Here is a 17,038-nt window from a genome sequence, read left to right as displayed (position 1 = left end):
ATTCCTGAAAAGCCGCTGGATGTATTCAGTGTAACGGGCAAAAAAAAACACTGCCGAAGCAGTGCTTTTTTTCATCATATCGCCAGCCAAGGGATAACCAACGATACAATAGCGATATTAACTGCGGGTCAGTACGCGGCGCGCTTCGTTATAACGCTTCTTCCAGTACGGTTCGTTCATGCTGGAAATGGTCACACCGCTGCTGGTGGAGGCATGTACAAACTGGTCATTACCAATGTAGATGCCCACATGTCGACCTGTCGAACCTGCACGGAACAGAACTAAATCACCGGTGCGCAGTTTGGTACGTGAAATCGACTTGCCCATCTCCTGCTGTTCATAGGTCGAACGCGGAAGATCTAACCCAAATTGCTCGCGGAACGTACGCTGTACAAAACCGGAACAATCAATACCTGTTTTCGTGCTGCCGCCAAGACGATAACGCACGCCTTTCCAGTCAGCATACTGGTCCATAATGCGGGACTTCACGTCCAGATTACGTACCATATTTTCAAATTCATCCTGAGAGGCTTGCAGTGAAGAGGAATCTTCCATTCCCACAACACGCGTCTCAGGATGCATATTCTTTGCGGTGTTCGATGTACTACATGCAGATAACAGTACCGCGACTGCTATCGCCGGGATCCCCCGTAAGATATATCTCAGAAACGGTTGAGATTTGACCATTTTGTTTATTATCCCTTGAAGTCCTTAACGACAAATATCGTTATAAAAATGCCAAACGTGACGAGACTAATTATCTGTTCACATTGAGACAATTCTTTCTGGTCACATTTGTGGCGTAGCGCACAAAATTATTCACCATCGAAATAATTATCCCTATGGGGCAAAACGAGTTCGAGATTAACCGATTGCCAGGGGTATTGCGAGTAAAAAAAGCCTTTTTTTTATAAGAAAATGTGATACAGAAAGTAAAAATCCGTAATTGCTTAAAATGCGGTCAGATCCGAGGCTTTATCGCGCAATTGCTTCATTTTTATCATGAATGTGATGACAAGAATATGACACTGGGAAAAGATCGTGGCGGGAAGGCTATCGGGGATCATGTCGATCCCTGATAGCTCACGTTAATTTAGGTTAGTTATTTGTTCAATTATTGTTGCGCTTTACCGGGAAGGTAGCGATCGAACAGCGCTATTATCCTGTCGCTCAGTGGGGTCATCAAACACCACGGCAGCGCAATCAGCGCAACGGAGAGCGAACCGACGGCAATATCGGTGAACCAGTGAGCGCCAATCATTACGCGCGGGAAGGCAAAAACCACAAAAATAATCAGGGCTATGGCAAACGCTTTTCTGCCGAAATAGCGAAGCATAATTGCGGAAAAAATAAGCAGCATCATGCCGTGATCGCCAGGGAAACTGTCCTTCGACGCATCTTTCGTTGGAATATGCAGCAGCTCACTGACGCGATAAATATCGGTGAAAAAGAGCGTTGGGCTGGAACGCTTAACCGGAATAATCGCGGTGGCCAGCTGGTTAATGATGACAGCAAACAGCAGCATCACCAGACCGATAATCAGAATACGTCGGCGTCCTGCTTTATCTTCTTTCAGCCAGAAAGAGAGCATCAGGCAGCCCATCGCCAGCAGCGAGAAGCCGTCAAAGGCGCGGTTGTTGGTGATGGCCACCAGCCACAGGAACGCGTTGCTCTTCACCAGCTCCTGGTTGAAGAAGTGGAAGAGGGCAGAATCCAGTGGGAACCAGAAACCATGATTCACCGGGATATACCAGGAGAAGAAAAGCGCCAGACCGGCGACATTAAGCAGTAATATCAGGGGAAATCGAGTTGTCATAACGTTCTGCATAGAGTGAAAACTGGGGCAACGTTAGCCGCCCGAACTTAAACGAATCCTCAACAGACTGGACTGGAGGGCATTCCAGTCGGCGTTAACCGCACTAATTAACTCTATTCGGCTGTCGGGCGGCGCCACGTTTTGCGTTTCAATAAAGAAATCGTCGCCCTGGCGGTTGATTCGCACCAGTCCATCCGGCGTGCGCATGATCCCTTTCACGCGATCGACGGGCGCAAGGCGGGCCCACTCCAGGATCCCAATGGTGTCAAAAACGGTTTCAGCATCAAAAATCCATCCGCAGGCCTGATATCCCTGACCGCTGTTCAGATTACGACGCCAGCGCTGGTGCTCCGGCAGACTCAGGGCTGCCAGACCCTGCTTAACCGGGTGACTGTGCGCATGCTCCGCGCTGGCGGGCAGCTCGGTGAGGTTCAGACGAGGCAGGTCAAGCAGGGCGCTATCAATATTCCCCTGGGTGGCCTGCACCCGCGTGCGATTGCCGCCAAAATGCTGCCACCACGCCTCCAGCGCGGCCTGGCTTTCTGGCGTGGCGCGATCTTCCTTGTTGGCGACGATAACGTCCGCCGAGGCGAGCTGATCGCGGAAGTTTTCGTTGGCCACCGCCTTGTCATCCAGAAGCAGACGCGGATCGAGCAGGCACAGGGTGGCGCGCAGATCGATCCACGGCTCGTAAACCGGTGCGGTCAGTAGATCGAGGATCTGCTTCGGGTGACCCAGCCCGGTGGGTTCAATCAGCAGGCGATCAGGTTTGCCATGACGCAGCAGGGTATTGAGCCCGACCTGCATCGGCAGGCCATTGACGCAGCACATGCATCCGCCGGGGATCTCTTTAATCATTGCGCCGCTGGATGACAGCAACGCGCCGTCAATGCCCACCTCGCCAAATTCATTGACCAGCACGGCCCACTTCTCGGCCGGATCTTTATTCGCCAGCAGGTGGAGAATTGAGGTGGTTTTACCGCTGCCGAGAAAACCGGTGATGAGGTTGGTTTTGGTCACGTGCGCTCCGGATGAGAATTGTGATGCTATAACACTGTTCTCTATCCTGGCGAAAAACGGGCCCCGTGAGAAGGGGAAGGGCGAACGGAGGCCTCATCCGTTCGCATTAAGCGCAATAATCGTTAAAGATTTAACGTTTCGATAACAGCCTGACGCGCGCCGTGGCGGGTAATGCGTTCATAGGCCTGGCTGACAGCCTCCACAAAAACGTGATTACGCGCAAGATCGTGACCGAAGACCTCACTCAGCCCCAGCAGCGCGTGGACGCGGCTGGCGTCGCTGCTGGCATTGACGATGGCGCGGATTTTATCGCTGAGGGGATCGCGAACGTCAATTGCGTTTCCGCGTTCGTCGGTACCGCTGACGTAGCGTATCCAGCCGGCCACGCCCAGGGCCAGCAGCGACCACGGCGTATTTCGCTCAAGATGAACGCGGATCCCGTCCAGCATTCTCTGGGGCAGCTTTTGGCTACCGTCCATCGCGATTTGCCAGGTCCGATGCTGGAGGGCCGGGTTGGCAAAGCGTTCGATCAGGCTATCGGCGTATGCCGTGAGGTCGACATCCTTGATGCGCAACGTGGGGGCCTGCTCGTCCAGCATCAGCCGACGGGCGGCTTCGCGGAACGCCGCGTCCTCCATGCATTCATTTATATGAGCGTAGCCCGCGAGGTACCCCAGATACGCCAGGAAAGAGTGGCTGCCGTTGAGCATGCGTAATTTCATCTGCTCCCAAGGCAGCACATCCTGCACCATCTGGACACCCGCCACTTCCCACTCGGGACGCCCGGCGACAAAATTATCTTCTACGACCCACTGAATGAACGGCTCGCAGCTGATGGCGCACGGATCTTCCACGCCGAGCGCGTCGGTGATTTCCGCCAGCGAGGCCTCCGTCGCGGCGGGCACAATCCTGTCGACCATCGTCCCCGGGAAACTCACGTGGCTATCAATCCATTCAGATAACCCTGCGGAACGTTTTTGCGCCATGCCCAGCACCGCGTTTTTCACCACGTGCCCGTTGTCAGGGATATTGTCGCAGGACAGCACGGTAAACGCAGGTAAGCCGCGCTCGCGGCGGCGGTGGAGGGCTTCGACCAGGATCCCAGGGGCAGAATGTGGCTCAGCGGGGTTTTCAAGGTCGTGGACGATCCGGGGGTTATTCAGATCGAGTTTTCCGGTCGCGGGATCGATGCAATAGCCTTTTTCCGTGATGGTGAGCGAGACAATCGCAACCTGAGGCTCGCAAAATTTCTCAATAATGGCGGGCAGAGAGTCCAGCTTTGCGTTCAGGCATTCATGGACAGCACCGACGATAATGGCCTCATTTCCTTCAGCCCCTTTTTCCAGCACGGTGAACAGATGATCCTGCGCGCGCAGCTGGCTCATCAGCACATCGCCGCTGAAAAGGCTAATCTCACAAATCCCCCAGTCGCCGCCTTTTTCATTCAGCACCCGGTTTGTTAACAATGCCTGGTGGGCACGGTGAAACGCGCCAAAGCCAAAGTGGACGATGCGGGAGCGTAATGACTGGCGATCGTAGCGAGGTTGCTGAACCCGGGCAGGAAGGGCGGTGGAGGCAATTGTCTTCATGAGATACACACCTGATTAACCATTAATTAACAATGCCAGTGTAAAGTTATATGACAGCAAATAAAATTGGTGAGCCGTAAATATCCCCGTTATGTGAGTTTGATCAATCAATGTGTGGCGGTGTATTGACCCTTCACGGCAAACATGTATGGTAGTCGTCATTGCAGTAGCACATATTGGTATAACAACTTAAGAGGGTGAGGCAATGGAACAAACCTGGCGTTGGTACGGGCCGAACGATCCGGTTTCTCTTGATGATGTGCGTCAGGCTGGCGCAACGGGTGTCGTCACGGCGCTGCATCATATTCCTAACGGTCAGGTCTGGCCGGTAGAGGAAATACAGACGCGTCAGGCGCTTCTGGCGGAGAAGGGATTAACCTGGTCTGTGGTAGAAAGCATTCCGGTTCATGAAGATATCAAAACCCATTCAGGGGAGTACCAGACCTGGATTGCTAACTACCAGCAGAGCATCCGTAACCTTGCGGCCTGCGGCATTGATACGGTTTGCTACAACTTCATGCCTATCCTGGACTGGACGCGAACCGACCTTGAATATCAGATGCCGGACGGGTCGAAAGCGCTGCGTTTCGATCAGATTGCCTTTGCGGCATTCGAACTGCACATTCTGAAACGCCCTGGCGCCGACGCGGATTACACCGCGGAAGAGCAGCAGCAGGCGCTCGCGTGGTTTAACGCCGCCAGTAACGCAGATATCGAAAAGCTGACCCGTAATATTATTGCGGGCCTGCCGGGGGCTGAAGAAGGGTATACGCTGGATCAGTTCCGCGCCCGCCTGGCGGAATACGGCGATATTGATAAGCAGCAGCTGCGTGAAAACATGGCGTATTTCCTGCGCGCTATCGTGCCGGTTGCGGAAGAGGTAGGGGTTCGCCTGGCCGTACATCCGGACGATCCACCGCGTCCAATCCTCGGCCTGCCGCGTATCGTGTCCACGATTGAAGATATGCAGTGGCTGAAAGAGACGGTCGACAGCATCTATAACGGCTTCACCATGTGTACCGGCTCCTATGGTGTGCGGGCGGATAACGACCTGGTGCGGATGATTGAAACCTTCGGCGATCGTATCCACTTCACGCATCTGCGAGCGACCTGCCGCGAAGAGAACCCAAAAACCTTCCACGAGGCGGCGCACCTGGGCGGTGATGTGAATATGGTGGCGGTGGTAGACGCCATTCTGGCGGAAGAGGCGCGTCGCAAGCAGATTGGCGATGTGCGTCCTATTCCGTTCCGTCCTGACCACGGCCACCAGATGCTGGACGATCTGCGTAAGAAAACTAACCCGGGTTATTCGGCAATTGGCCGTCTTAAAGGGATGGCAGAAGTGCGCGGCGTTGAGCTGGCGCTGAAGATGACGAAGTATCCGGAGCTGCTGTAACCGGAATTGTCGGGTGGCGGCTTCGCCTTATCCGGCCTACAAAAACACAAAAACCGGCTTCAGGGCCGGTTTTTTCGTAGGTCGGGTAAGCGTAGCGCCACCCGACAAATGCCACAATCAGTCAGCGCGGCCCATATAGCGTTTTTCTTCGATATGGATGCGGATCTTCTCGCCAGCAGAGAGGTATTCCGGTACCTGCACAACCAGGCCGGTCGTCAGGGTCGCCGGTTTGTTGCGGGCACTTGCGGATGCGCCTTTGATGCCAGGTGCCGTTTCAACGATTTCCAGATCGACCGTCTGAGGCAGTTCCAGCGCCAACAGCACGCCGTCCCAGGTCAGAACCTGCATGTCTGGCATACCGCCTTCCGGGATGAACAGCAGCTCTTCTTCAATCTGATCTTTGGTGAAGATATACGGGGTGTAATCTTCTTTGTCCATGAACACATATTCGTTGCCGTCGATATAGGAGAAATCAACATAGCGACGGGTCAGGGTGACGGTATCGACGATATCGTCACCTTTAAAGCGCTCTTCCACCTTCAGGCCGGTACGCACATCGGCGAAACGCATTTTGTACAGCGTTGCTGCACCACGGGCGCTTGGTGCCTGAATATCGATATCTTTCACAATCAGCAGTTTGCCGTTGTAATTCAGTACCATACCTTTCTTAATTTCGTTCGCTCTTGGCATTGCAGTAATCCTGTTTACGGGAGGTAAAAAATATCGCGCCAAATTACTCGCGCGCGGCCTTTCAGGCAAGAGGAATTCGTGGCTTTTGCTATCAATACACAAAAGGTGTTACTGTGCGCGCGATGCCCGACTGTACGGGCATCCGCCAGCGAAAGAGAGCATTTATGGATTGCCGTCCCGATTGTGGCGCGTGCTGTACTGCACCGTCCATTTCAAGCCCCATTCCAGGAATGCCCGAGGGCAAACCTGCCAATACCCGCTGCGTTCAGCTCTCGGAAACCAACCTGTGCATGATCTTTGGCTCACCGCTGCGTCCGAAGGTCTGCTCCGGGCTTCAGCCCACGGCCGAAATGTGTGGCAGCACGCGCGAGCAGGCGATGACGTACCTTCTTGAGCTTGAATCGCTCACCGCACCTTAAACGTCTTTAATCTTCGCCAGACAGCCTATCGTCAGCGTACACATCACCAGCGCAATCCAGAACACCGTGTGATAGTTCCAGATTTCGGCCACAACACCGGCCATTGAGCCGGCAATAATCCAGCCCACGCGGGTGGTATTAGTATAAAGGGTGGTGGCAGAGCCTGCCTGGCCCGGCATCAGATCCTGGAAATAGAGCATGCCTATCCCGGCGAGAATGCCAATATAGATGGCGTTCAGCAGCTGTAACGCCAGCAATAGCTCAGGCGTATGTACCGTCAGCATGCCGAGATAGAACAGCAGACCGGCGACGGCGGCGATGCGCATTAAAAAACGTTTCCCGAAGCGCTTTGCGTAATAGCCTGCGATAAGCATGGTCGGGATCTCAAGCCCGGCCGCGGTGCCCATCATGATGCCCGCCAGCTTCTCCGACAGGTGCAGTTCATTAATAATAAACAGCGGCATATTGATGATATAGAGGCTATTGGTGCCCCACATCAGCGTGCAGATCGCGAACAGGAGCAGGGCATCGCGGCGGTTACGGCGCGGCGCTTCCAGCACGCCCGTTGCCACTTTGGGCTCTTTGCGCATGGACGGCAGGAAGAACCACACCAGCGCGCCGCACGCCACAAACGCGACCGCCGCGCTCAGGTACATCACCGTAAAGCCAAAACCCATCGCCAGCGCGTAAGCCAGCGGCGGGCCAATCACCCACGCCAGCGACACCTGTGCACGCAGGACAGAGCTGAACATCACCGCTTCACGTCCGGTATGGTCGGCGTGTTCGCGGGCAAGCGCGAACAGCTGTGGGTTCGCCGTCGAACCAAAGCTGCTCAGGAATACCCCGACGAAAAGCAGAATGAAGTAGTTGCGGTTCCATGCAAACAGAACGCAGGCCAAAACCCCCAGCAGGCAGCAGAAAACGATCAGGCTTTTACGATCGCCTTTTCTGTCGGATCGCCCCGCCAGGAACTGACTGACCAGGATGCCGATGATGGCGCTTCCGGTAAAAAAGAAGCCAACCAGCGCCGGACGAACATGAACCTCATTGGTCAAAAATAAGCTCAGCGTCGGCGTCTGTAACGCACCGGCAATGCCCGTGAAGAAGGCAACAATCAGGAAGGCCGCTGAGGTCAAATCAAAGGGCTTCGGCGAGGCAGCCGCAGGGATGTTATGCATGTTTTATAATTAGCGAGTAGCAGAGAGGGGCGGAGTGTACGCCGTCAGCTAAAAAATAAACAGTGGGTGCGGTCAATGATGCCACGAAAAATCAAAATGGCATTTCATCTTGTATCCACATCGGCTGACCTTAGCTGAAACTGGCTTGCTGAACTTCAGCAAAATTCAGCTGAACGAAGAAGAAATGTGCTGTATCTCTAAATTCTGCAATCTGAAATACGAGTTTTCTTGCAAGGCATTGCAGAAAGCGCAAGACTTTTTGAAACGTTTCAGCGCTATCTTGTTTTAACAAACGGAGCAGGCTAGCGCATTTTTTCTCATTAAAGCTGAAACGATTCAAGTTCAGCAGGAGTGGAGAACCATGTTCCAGTTATCTGTTCAGGATATCCACCCGGGCGCTCAGGCCGGGGATAAAGAAGAGGCTATTCGCCAGGTTGCCGCTGCGCTTGTGCAGGCAGGTAACGTCGCGGACGGCTATGTCAACGGCATGCTGGCGCGCGAGCAGCAGACCTCAACCTTCCTCGGCAATGGGATCGCCATTCCGCACGGCACCACCGACACCCGCGATCAGGTGTTGAAAACCGGCGTTAAGGTTTACCAGTTCCCGCAGGGCGTACTCTGGGGAGACGGTCAGGTAGCCTATGCGGCCATCGGTATCGCGGCCAGCAGCGACGAACACTTAGGTCTGCTGCGTCAGCTGACGCATGTCCTGAGCGATGACGCGGTGGCTGAACAGCTTAAATCCGCCACCACCGCGGAAGAGCTGCGCGCCTTGCTGATGGGCGAAAAACAGAGTGAAGCGCTGAAACTGGATAATGAAACGCTGACGCTGGATGTAGTTGCTTCCGATCTGGTGACGCTGCAGGCGCTGAACGCGGGCCGCCTGAAAGAAGCCGGCGCGGCGGATGCCACCTTTGTGACGCGCGTGATTAACGATAAGCCGTTGAATTTGGGTCAGGGCATCTGGCTGAACGACAGTGCTGAAGGCAACCTGCGCAGTGCGATTGCCGTGAGCCGTGCGGCCACGGCATTTGACGTAGAAGGCGAACGCGCGGCCATGCTGGTGACCGTGGCGATGGCTGATGAACAGCCGGTGTCCGTGCTGAAGCGTCTGGGCGACCTGCTGCTGAACAACAAAGCTGAAAAGCTGCTGAACGCTGATGCTTCCACCGTGCTGGCACTGCTGACCAGTGATGATGCGCTGACGGATGACGTGCAAACCGCGGAGTTCGTGGTGCGTAACGAACACGGCCTGCATGCCCGTCCGGGCACCATGCTGGTGAACACCATTAAACAATTCGAGAGTGAGATTACCGTGGCGAATCTTGACGGCACGGGCAAACCGGCCAACGGCCGTAGTCTGATGAAAGTGGTCGCGCTGGGCGTGAAGAAAGGCCACCGTCTGCGTTTCACCGCGCAGGGTGCCGATGCTGAACAGGCACTGAAAGCGATTGGCGATGCCATCGCGGCAGGTCTGGGGGAGGGCGCATAATGAGCAGACGTGTTGCGACTATTACGCTGAACCCGGCTTATGACCTGGTAGGCTTTTGCCCGGAAATTGAGCGCGGCGAAGTCAACCTCGTGCGTACCACCGGCCTGCATGCTGCAGGCAAAGGGATCAACGTCGCGAAAGTACTCAAGGATCTCGGTATTGATGTCACCGTGGGCGGATTCCTCGGTAAAGACAACCAGGACGGTTTCCAGCAGCTGTTCAGCGAGCTGGGCATTGCCAACCGTTTTCAGGTTGTTCAGGGCCGTACCCGTATCAACGTTAAGCTGACGGAGAAAGACGGTGAAGTAACCGATCTGAACTTCTCAGGCTTCGAAGTGACGCCGTCAGACTGGGAGCGCTTTGTCAACGACTCGCTGACCTGGCTGGGGCAGTTTGACATGGTCTGCGTCAGCGGCAGCCTGCCGTCCGGCGTGAGCCCGGAAGCCTTTACCGACTGGATGACGCGCCTGCGCAGCCAGTGCCCATGCATCATTTTTGACAGCAGCCGTGACGCGCTGGTTGCGGGCCTGAAAGCCTCACCGTGGCTGGTGAAGCCGAATCGCCGCGAGCTGGAGATCTGGGCGGGTCGTAAGCTGCCAGAATTAAAAGATGTGATTGACGCTGCCCATGCGCTGCGCGAGCAGGGTATCGCTCACGTGGTGATCTCGCTTGGTGCAGAAGGCGCGTTGTGGGTTAACGCGTCTGGCGAATGGATCGCCAAACCGCCGTCAATGGAAGTTGTGAGTACCGTTGGCGCAGGGGATTCCATGGTTGGCGGCCTGATTTATGGTCTGCTGATGCGGGAATCCAGTGAACATACCTTACGTCTTGCCACTGCCGTTGCTGCCCTGGCCGTCAGTCAGAGCAATGTCGGTATTACCGATCGTACCCAGTTAGCCGCGATGATGGCGCGCGTTGACTTAAAACCTTTTAACTAACAGCAGGAGAGGAATAATGAAAACGCTGCTGATCATTGACTCCGGTCTCGGACAGGCTCGCGCCTATATGGCGAAGACCTTGCTGGGCGCGGCGGCACAAAAAGCACATCTGGAGATTATCGATAATCCAGGCGATGCAGAACTGGCCATTGTCCTGGGCGACAAAATCCCGGCTGACAGTGCGCTGAACGGTAAAAAAGTGTGGCTGGGCGATATTAATCGCGCGGTGGCACACCCGGAACTGTTCCTGAGCGAAGCGAAAGGTCATGCGTCTGTGTACAGCGCGCCTGTCGCGACGGCACCGGCTACGGCCACGGGCCCGAAACGCATTGTGGCGGTGACGGCCTGCCCGACGGGGGTGGCTCACACCTTTATGGCGGCTGAAGCCATTGAAACCGAAGCGAAAAAACGCGGCTGGTGGGTAAAAGTGGAAACACGCGGCTCCGTCGGTGCCGGCAACGCGATCACCCCTGAAGAAGTGGCTGAGGCCGATCTGGTGATTGTGGCGGCGGATATCGAAGTGGACCTGGCGAAATTTGCCGGTAAGCCAATGTACCGTACCTCCACCGGCCTGGCGCTGAAAAAGACCGCGCAGGAGTTTGATAAAGCGCTGGTAGAAGCGAAGCCGTATCAGGCAACCGGCGCGCGTCAGACAGCGACGGAAGGGAAGAAAGAGTCCGCAGGCGCCTATCGCCACCTGCTGACCGGCGTGTCTTACATGCTGCCGATGGTGGTCGCGGGCGGTCTGTGTATCGCGCTCTCGTTCGCGTTTGGTATCACCGCGTTTAAAGAACAAGGTACGCTGGCGGCTGCGCTGATGCAGATCGGCGGCGGCTCAGCCTTCGCCCTGATGGTCCCGGTACTGGCGGGCTTTATTGCCTTCTCCATTGCTGACCGTCCTGGCCTGACGCCGGGTCTTATCGGCGGCATGTTGGCCGTGAGCACCGGTTCCGGCTTTATCGGCGGTATCATCGCGGGCTTCCTCGCCGGTTACGTCGCGAAGCTGATTAGCTCGAAGCTGAAGCTGCCACAGAGTATGGAAGCGCTGAAGCCGATCCTGATCATCCCGCTGATTTCCAGCCTGGTGGTCGGTCTGGCGATGATTTACCTGATTGGTAAGCCGGTTGCGGGCATCCTGGCGGGTCTGACCCACTGGCTGCAAACCATGGGTACCGCGAACGCGGTTCTGCTGGGTGCAATCCTCGGCGGCATGATGTGTACCGACATGGGTGGTCCGGTGAACAAAGCGGCGTACGCCTTTGGTGTGGGCCTGCTGAGTACCCAGACCTACGCGCCAATGGCGGCGATCATGGCGGCAGGTATGGTGCCTCCGCTGGCGCTCGGTCTGGCGACGATTATTGCCCGTCGTAAGTTCGATAAAGCGCAGCAGGAAGGCGGTAAAGCCGCGCTGGTGCTGGGTCTGTGCTTCATCACCGAAGGGGCGATTCCGTTCGCGGCGCGTGACCCAATGCGTGTGCTGCCGTGCTGTATCGTAGGCGGTGCGGTCACGGGGGCGATCTCTATGGCTGTCGGTGCGAAGCTGATGGCACCACACGGCGGTCTGTTCGTGCTGCTGATCCCTGGCGCCATCACCCCGGTACTGGGCTACCTGCTGGCGATTGTTGCCGGTACGCTAGTGGCGGGTCTCTCTTACGCGGTGCTTAAACGTCCGGAAGCGGAAGTTGTGGCAAAAGCAGCGTAAGCGATAAACAACAAAAAAGCCGGGTTGCATTACGCACCCGGCTTTTTTTATGCCGCCTGTTCAGCGGTTTGCTGAGCCTTTAGCCAGGCAATCTCTTCTGCCCAGATGTCCGGATTAATGGTTTCCAGCACCATCGGAATACCGTCGAAGCGGGCGTCCTGCATAATAAAGCGAAACGCATCGTGGCCAATGTTGCCTTCGCCCAGGCTGTGGTGGCGGTCAACGCGGCTACCAAAGGCGCTTTTCGCATCGTTTAAGTGCATTCCGCGCAGGTACTTAAAACCCACAATGCGCTCGAACTCATCAAACGTGTTTTTCGTTGCCTCGGTGGTGCGCAGGTCATAACCGGCGGCAAACGCGTGGCAGGTATCAATGCACACGCCCACGCGGGATTTATCCTCCACGCCGTCGATAATCGCTGCCAGATGTTCGAACTTAAAGCCGAGGTTGCTGCCCTGACCAGCGGTATTCTCAATCACCGCGGTGACGCCTTTGGTCTTGTCCAGCGTGATGTTGATGGACTCGGCAATGCGCGCCAGGCAGGCATCTTCGTCGATCTGCATCAGATGGCTACCCGGATGGAAGTTCAGCAGCGTCAGCCCCAGCTGTTCGCAGCGCTGCACTTCATCAAGAAACGCCTCGCGGGATTTTTCCAGCGCCTCTTCAACCGGGTGACCGAGGTTGATCAGGTAGCTGTCGTGGGGGAGGATCTGGCCGGGCCCGTAGCGGTATTTCTCACAGGCGGCTTTGAAATCATCAATCACCTCAGCGGTGAGCGGTGCGGCGCGCCACTGGCGCTGATTTTTGGTGAACAGGGCGAAAGCAGTCGCCTCAATTTCGGCGGCACGAATGGCGGCATTCGCAAGGCCACCTGCAGCGCTGACGTGCGCTCCAACATATTTCATAAAGGGACTCCTGTTAACCCGAAATGCTTATGATAGCGGGTTAACAGGAGAAGGATGTAGTGGTTTATGCCATCAGGCTGTGGACCGCGAGGTTAATCGCGCCGCCGCCAACAATCAGCCAGATGAAGAGTACCAGCGCCATCAGCAGCGGTTTCGCACCGGCTTTTTTCAGCGCGCTGACGTGCGTGGTCACCCCCAGGGCCGCCATGGCCATTGCCAGCAGTACGGTATCCAGCGTCACCAGCATATCCACCACCGCTTTCGGCAGCAGATGGAAGGAGTTAAAGATAGCGACCACGATGAACAGGATCGCAAACCACGGAATGGTGATTTTACTTTTCTCACTGCCGCCCGCCGGAGCCAGTTGTTTAACCCGTGCGGCCAGGAAAATCAGGAACGGGGCCAGCATCATCACGCGCAGCATTTTGGCAATCACCGCTGCGTTTTCGGCGTCCGGGTTAATGGCGTGTCCTGCTGCGACCACCTGGGCCACTTCGTGCATGGTCGAACCGATATAGATGCCGTAGGTTTCCGGGCTGAACCAGTGGGCAACCAGCGGATACATGGCCGGGTAGAGGAAAATCGCCAGCGTACCGAAGATCACCACCGTCGCTACCGCCACCGTTACCTTGCTGGCTTCGGCCTTCACGACGGGTTCCGTGGCCAGCACCGCCGCTGCGCCACAGATACTGCTCCCGGCACCGATCAGCCAGCTGGTTTGCCTGTCCAGGCCAAACACTTTCTGGCCGATAAAACAGGCCAGTAAAAAGGTGCTGGTCAGGGTCAGAACGTCGATGGCGATCCCGCTCGCACCCACATCCGCAATCTGCGAAAAGGTAAGACGGAAGCCGTAAAGAATGATCCCAAGACGCAGCAGATGCTGCTTGGCAAAGATTACGCCGCCGTCGCAGGATTTCCAGATATGCGGGTAAACGGTGTTACCCACGACCATGCCGAGCAAAATGGCGAGCGTCAGCGCGCTGAAACCTGCGCCTGCGATGGCCGGGATGCTGCCGCCCCATAGCGCTACGGCGGTGACTGCAGCGCTGAGCGCAAGACCCGGCACGAAGTGCCACACTGTACGATGATGTTGTAAGGTGATTTCTGACATAACCTTCTCCTTTGTCTGGCTAAAGGTTACGGCGCTCTGGCTTAAAAATAAAATTGATTATATACTTATAATCAATCTATATAAGTGGTAAGCAACCATGCACATTACTCTGCGTCAGCTGGAAGTCTTTGCCGAGGTGCTGAAAAGCGGCTCGACGACCCAGGCGTCACAAATGCTGGCGCTCTCACAGTCTGCGGTCAGCGCGGCGTTGACCGATCTAGAAGGACAGCTGGGCGTTCAGCTTTTTGACAGGGTAGGGAAGCGTCTGGTGGTCAACGAGCACGGTCGTCTTCTTTATCCGCGCGCGCTGGCGCTGCTGGAGCAGGCTATCGAAATCGAGCAGCTGTTCCGCGAAGACAACGGCGCGATCCGCGTCTACGCCAGCAGCACCATTGGGAACTACATTCTGCCGGAAGTGATTGCCCGCTACCGCCGGGATTTCCCGAGCCTGCCGCTGGAGATGAGCGTGGGCAATAGCCAGGACGTCATCAACGCAGTGATCGATTTCCGCGTGGATATCGGCCTCATCGAAGGACCCTGCCATAACGTTGATATCATTGCCGAGCCCTGGCTGGAAGACGAGCTGGTGGTGTTTGCGTCCCCGGCCTCGTCGTTATTGCAGGGAGAGGTGACGCTGGAGAGGCTGGCGCAGGCGCAGTGGATCCTGCGCGAGCAGGGCTCCGGCACGCGTGAAATTGTCGATTATCTGCTGCTTTCCCATCTGCCGCATTTCCAGTTAGGGATGGAGCTTGGGAACTCTGAGGCCATTAAGCACGCCGTGCGCCACGGGCTGGGCATCAGCTGTCTTTCCCGGCGCGTTATTGCCGAACAGCTTGAAACCGGATCGCTGGTTGAAATCCCCATCCCGCTGCCGAAGCTAGTGCGCACGCTGTGGTGCATTCATCATCGTCAGAAACACCTTTCCAGCTCCCTGCAGCGTTTTCTGCGCTATTGCGAAATCTGACAGCGTCCCTCACCCCAAAGGGGAGAGGGAAAAATTATGCTTTACTTATAATCCTGGCCGCGTCATGAAGCTCTCTTATAACTGAGTATTTCTGCCGGAAGGAACGCGGATCGTCTGCTACAATCGCGCCTCATTTATTAAATGGACAGCATTTTCATATGGTTTCAGAAATTAAAACCACAGAAGCGCCCACGCTACGTCGTGAACTCAAGGCGCGTCACCTGACGATGATCGCCATTGGCGGCTCAATCGGTACAGGTCTTTTCGTTGCCTCTGGCGCAACGATTTCGGCAGCCGGCCCGGGTGGGGCACTTTTCTCTTATATCCTGATTGGCCTGATGGTGTACTTCCTGATGACCAGTCTCGGCGAACTGGCCGCGTACATGCCGGTATCCGGTTCGTTCTCGACCTACGGTCAAAAATACGTTGAAGAAGGCTTCGGCTTCGCGCTGGGCTGGAACTACTGGTACAACTGGGCGGTCACCATCGCCGTTGACCTTGTCGCCGCACAGCTGGTGATGAACTGGTGGTTCCCGGATACGCCGGGCTGGATCTGGAGCGCCCTGTTCCTGGCCGTCATCTTCCTGCTGAACTACATCTCCGTGCGCGGTTTCGGCGAAGCGGAATACTGGTTCTCTTTGATCAAAGTGGCAACCGTCATCATCTTTATCGTCGTCGGTGTGGCGATGATCGTTGGTATTTTCAAAGGCGCAGAACCTGCGGGCTGGAGTAACTGGACAATAGGCGATGCGCCGTTTGCCGGTGGACTGTCGGCAATGATTGGCGTGGCAATGATTGTCGGCTTCTCCTTCCAGGGAACCGAGCTGATTGGTATTGCTGCCGGTGAGTCAGAAAACCCGGAGAAGAATATTCCGCGCGCGGTTCGTCAGGTCTTCTGGCGTATCCTGCTGTTCTATGTGTTCGCGATCCTGATTATCAGCCTGATCATTCCGTACACCGATCCAAGCCTGCTGCGTAATGACGTGAAAGACATTAGCGTTAGCCCGTTCACGCTGGTCTTCCAGCACGCCGGTCTGCTTTCTGCCGCGGCAGTGATGAACGCCGTTATCCTGACCGCTGTACTGTCAGCCGGTAACTCCGGGATGTACGCGTCCACCCGTATGCTCTACACGCTGGCATGCGACGGTAAAGCACCGCGTATTTTCGCGAAGCTGTCCCGTGGCGGCGTACCGCGTAACGCGCTGTACGCCACTACGGTGATCGCCGGTCTGTGCTTCCTGACCTCTATGTTTGGCAACCAGACGGTGTACCTGTGGCTGCTTAACACCTCCGGGATGACGGGCTTTATTGCCTGGCTGGGGATTGCCATTAGCCACTATCGTTTCCGCCGTGGCTACGTCAAACAGGGTTATGACGTTAACCAGCTGCCGTATCGCTCCGGCTTCTTCCCGCTGGGTCCCATTTTCGCCTTCATTCTGTGCCTGATCATTACGCTGGGACAGAACTATGAAGCGTTCCTGGCGGACACCATTGACTGGGGCGCCGTCACGGCAACCTACATTGGCATTCCGCTGTTCCTCGTCATCTGGTTTGGTTACAAGCTGACGAAAGGAACACACTTCGTTCGCTACAGTGAAATGGAATTCCCGGAACGATTTAAACAATAACCGCACTTCCTCTCTATTAGCCCGCTCGTTTGAGCGGGCTTTTTTATTCCCGCCCCCTGAAACAAAGATATATTTCTTAACAATTTAATTGATAATAATTATCGTTTGCTTTATCGTTATCAAAAATAAGCGTGTCACCGACCCACCGGAGATGTGGGCGGCCAGGAAGACGCTGTGAGCAATGATGATT

General features: G+C 55.7%; 15 protein-coding genes. 7 read left to right on the top strand and 8 right to left on the bottom strand.

What is annotated here, in order from left to right; genetic code table 11:
• Positions 1 to 117: 117 nt before the first annotated feature.
• From mepS to ACMGGQ_RS13875, 4 genes are all read right to left on the bottom strand, one after another.
• On the bottom strand, positions 118 to 687 hold the full coding sequence (gene mepS / locus ACMGGQ_RS13890; RefSeq protein WP_008500946.1) for a bifunctional murein DD-endopeptidase/murein LD-carboxypeptidase: 570 nt from the start codon (positions 685 to 687) through the stop codon (positions 118 to 120).
• 427 nt (positions 688 to 1,114) lie between these two features.
• Positions 1,115 to 1,816, bottom strand: coding sequence for a phosphatase PAP2 family protein (locus tag ACMGGQ_RS13885; RefSeq protein WP_164712107.1), 702 nt, complete (start codon positions 1,814 to 1,816; stop codon positions 1,115 to 1,117).
• A 33-nt stretch (positions 1,817 to 1,849) separates the two neighbouring features.
• Positions 1,850 to 2,836: a CobW family GTP-binding protein gene (locus ACMGGQ_RS13880; RefSeq protein ID WP_420290182.1), complete on the bottom strand. Its 987-nt coding sequence runs from the start codon at positions 2,834 to 2,836 to the stop codon at positions 1,850 to 1,852.
• Between the two features lie 122 nt (positions 2,837 to 2,958).
• Complete coding sequence (locus ACMGGQ_RS13875) at positions 2,959 to 4,425, bottom strand: mannitol dehydrogenase family protein (RefSeq protein ID WP_420290181.1); 1,467 nt, start codon at positions 4,423 to 4,425, stop codon at positions 2,959 to 2,961.
• Positions 4,426 to 4,630: 205 nt separating this feature from the next.
• On the opposite strand from ACMGGQ_RS13875, the gene uxuA reads away from it, so the two are divergent.
• The gene (uxuA, locus tag ACMGGQ_RS13870; RefSeq protein WP_420290180.1) at positions 4,631 to 5,821 is read left to right on the top strand and encodes a mannonate dehydratase; all 1,191 of its coding nucleotides are present in this window, start codon (positions 4,631 to 4,633) and stop codon (positions 5,819 to 5,821) included.
• A 117-nt stretch (positions 5,822 to 5,938) separates the two neighbouring features.
• Here the strand turns inward: uxuA and yeiP are convergent, their stop codons facing one another.
• On the bottom strand, positions 5,939 to 6,511 hold the full coding sequence (yeiP, locus tag ACMGGQ_RS13865; protein WP_008500940.1) for an elongation factor P-like protein YeiP: 573 nt from the start codon (positions 6,509 to 6,511) through the stop codon (positions 5,939 to 5,941).
• 164 nt (positions 6,512 to 6,675) lie between these two features.
• Between yeiP and ACMGGQ_RS13860 the strand changes: the two genes are divergently transcribed.
• Complete coding sequence (locus tag ACMGGQ_RS13860; protein WP_045908692.1) at positions 6,676 to 6,930, top strand: YkgJ family cysteine cluster protein; 255 nt, start codon at positions 6,676 to 6,678, stop codon at positions 6,928 to 6,930.
• Here the strand turns inward: ACMGGQ_RS13860 and setB are convergent.
• The gene (gene setB, locus ACMGGQ_RS13855; RefSeq protein WP_395299447.1) at positions 6,927 to 8,108 is read right to left on the bottom strand and encodes a sugar efflux transporter SetB; all 1,182 of its coding nucleotides are present in this window, start codon (positions 8,106 to 8,108) and stop codon (positions 6,927 to 6,929) included. The two genes, ACMGGQ_RS13860 and setB, sit on opposite strands and share 4 nt — an antisense overlap.
• Positions 8,109 to 8,469: 361 nt before the next feature.
• On the opposite strand from setB, the gene fruB reads away from it, so the two are divergent.
• Genes fruB through fruA form a run of 3 tightly spaced genes read left to right on the top strand, consistent with a single transcriptional unit; the run spans position 8,470 to position 12,240 of the window.
• Complete coding sequence (gene fruB, locus ACMGGQ_RS13850; protein WP_420290179.1) at positions 8,470 to 9,600, top strand: fused PTS fructose transporter subunit IIA/HPr protein; 1,131 nt, start codon at positions 8,470 to 8,472, stop codon at positions 9,598 to 9,600.
• Positions 9,600 to 10,538, top strand: coding sequence for a 1-phosphofructokinase (gene fruK / locus ACMGGQ_RS13845; protein ID WP_008500936.1), 939 nt, complete (start codon positions 9,600 to 9,602; stop codon positions 10,536 to 10,538). Before fruB ends, fruK begins: the two co-directional genes overlap by 1 nt.
• Positions 10,539 to 10,554: 16 nt before the next feature.
• Positions 10,555 to 12,240, top strand: coding sequence for a PTS fructose transporter subunit IIBC (gene fruA, locus ACMGGQ_RS13840; RefSeq protein ID WP_063622106.1), 1,686 nt, complete (start codon positions 10,555 to 10,557; stop codon positions 12,238 to 12,240).
• A gap of 47 nt (positions 12,241 to 12,287) precedes the next feature.
• Here the strand turns inward: fruA and nfo are convergent, their stop codons facing one another.
• Positions 12,288 to 13,145 (bottom strand): deoxyribonuclease IV, encoded by an 858-nt coding sequence (gene nfo / locus ACMGGQ_RS13835; RefSeq protein ID WP_023294038.1) that lies wholly within the window; start codon positions 13,143 to 13,145, stop codon positions 12,288 to 12,290.
• A gap of 64 nt (positions 13,146 to 13,209) precedes the next feature.
• Positions 13,210 to 14,256, bottom strand: coding sequence for a YeiH family protein (locus ACMGGQ_RS13830; protein WP_023294037.1), 1,047 nt, complete (start codon positions 14,254 to 14,256; stop codon positions 13,210 to 13,212).
• A gap of 97 nt (positions 14,257 to 14,353) precedes the next feature.
• On the opposite strand from ACMGGQ_RS13830, the gene yieE reads away from it, so the two are divergent.
• Both yieE and ACMGGQ_RS13820 read left to right on the top strand, forming a co-directional pair.
• Positions 14,354 to 15,220 (top strand): DNA-binding transcriptional regulator YeiE, encoded by an 867-nt coding sequence (yieE, locus tag ACMGGQ_RS13825; RefSeq protein ID WP_045908684.1) that lies wholly within the window; start codon positions 14,354 to 14,356, stop codon positions 15,218 to 15,220.
• 158 nt (positions 15,221 to 15,378) lie between these two features.
• The gene (locus ACMGGQ_RS13820; protein WP_008500931.1) at positions 15,379 to 16,848 is read left to right on the top strand and encodes an amino acid permease; all 1,470 of its coding nucleotides are present in this window, start codon (positions 15,379 to 15,381) and stop codon (positions 16,846 to 16,848) included.
• The last annotated feature ends 190 nt before the right edge of the window (positions 16,849 to 17,038 follow it).

The sequence above is a fragment of the Enterobacter sp. BNK-13 genome (genome assembly GCF_048685015.1).
GTDB classification, from domain to species: Bacteria; Pseudomonadota; Gammaproteobacteria; order Enterobacterales; family Enterobacteriaceae; genus Enterobacter; species Enterobacter quasiroggenkampii.
Note: the sequence above shows the minus strand (reverse complement) of the source record. Positions and strands in the feature narration are given on the sequence as shown.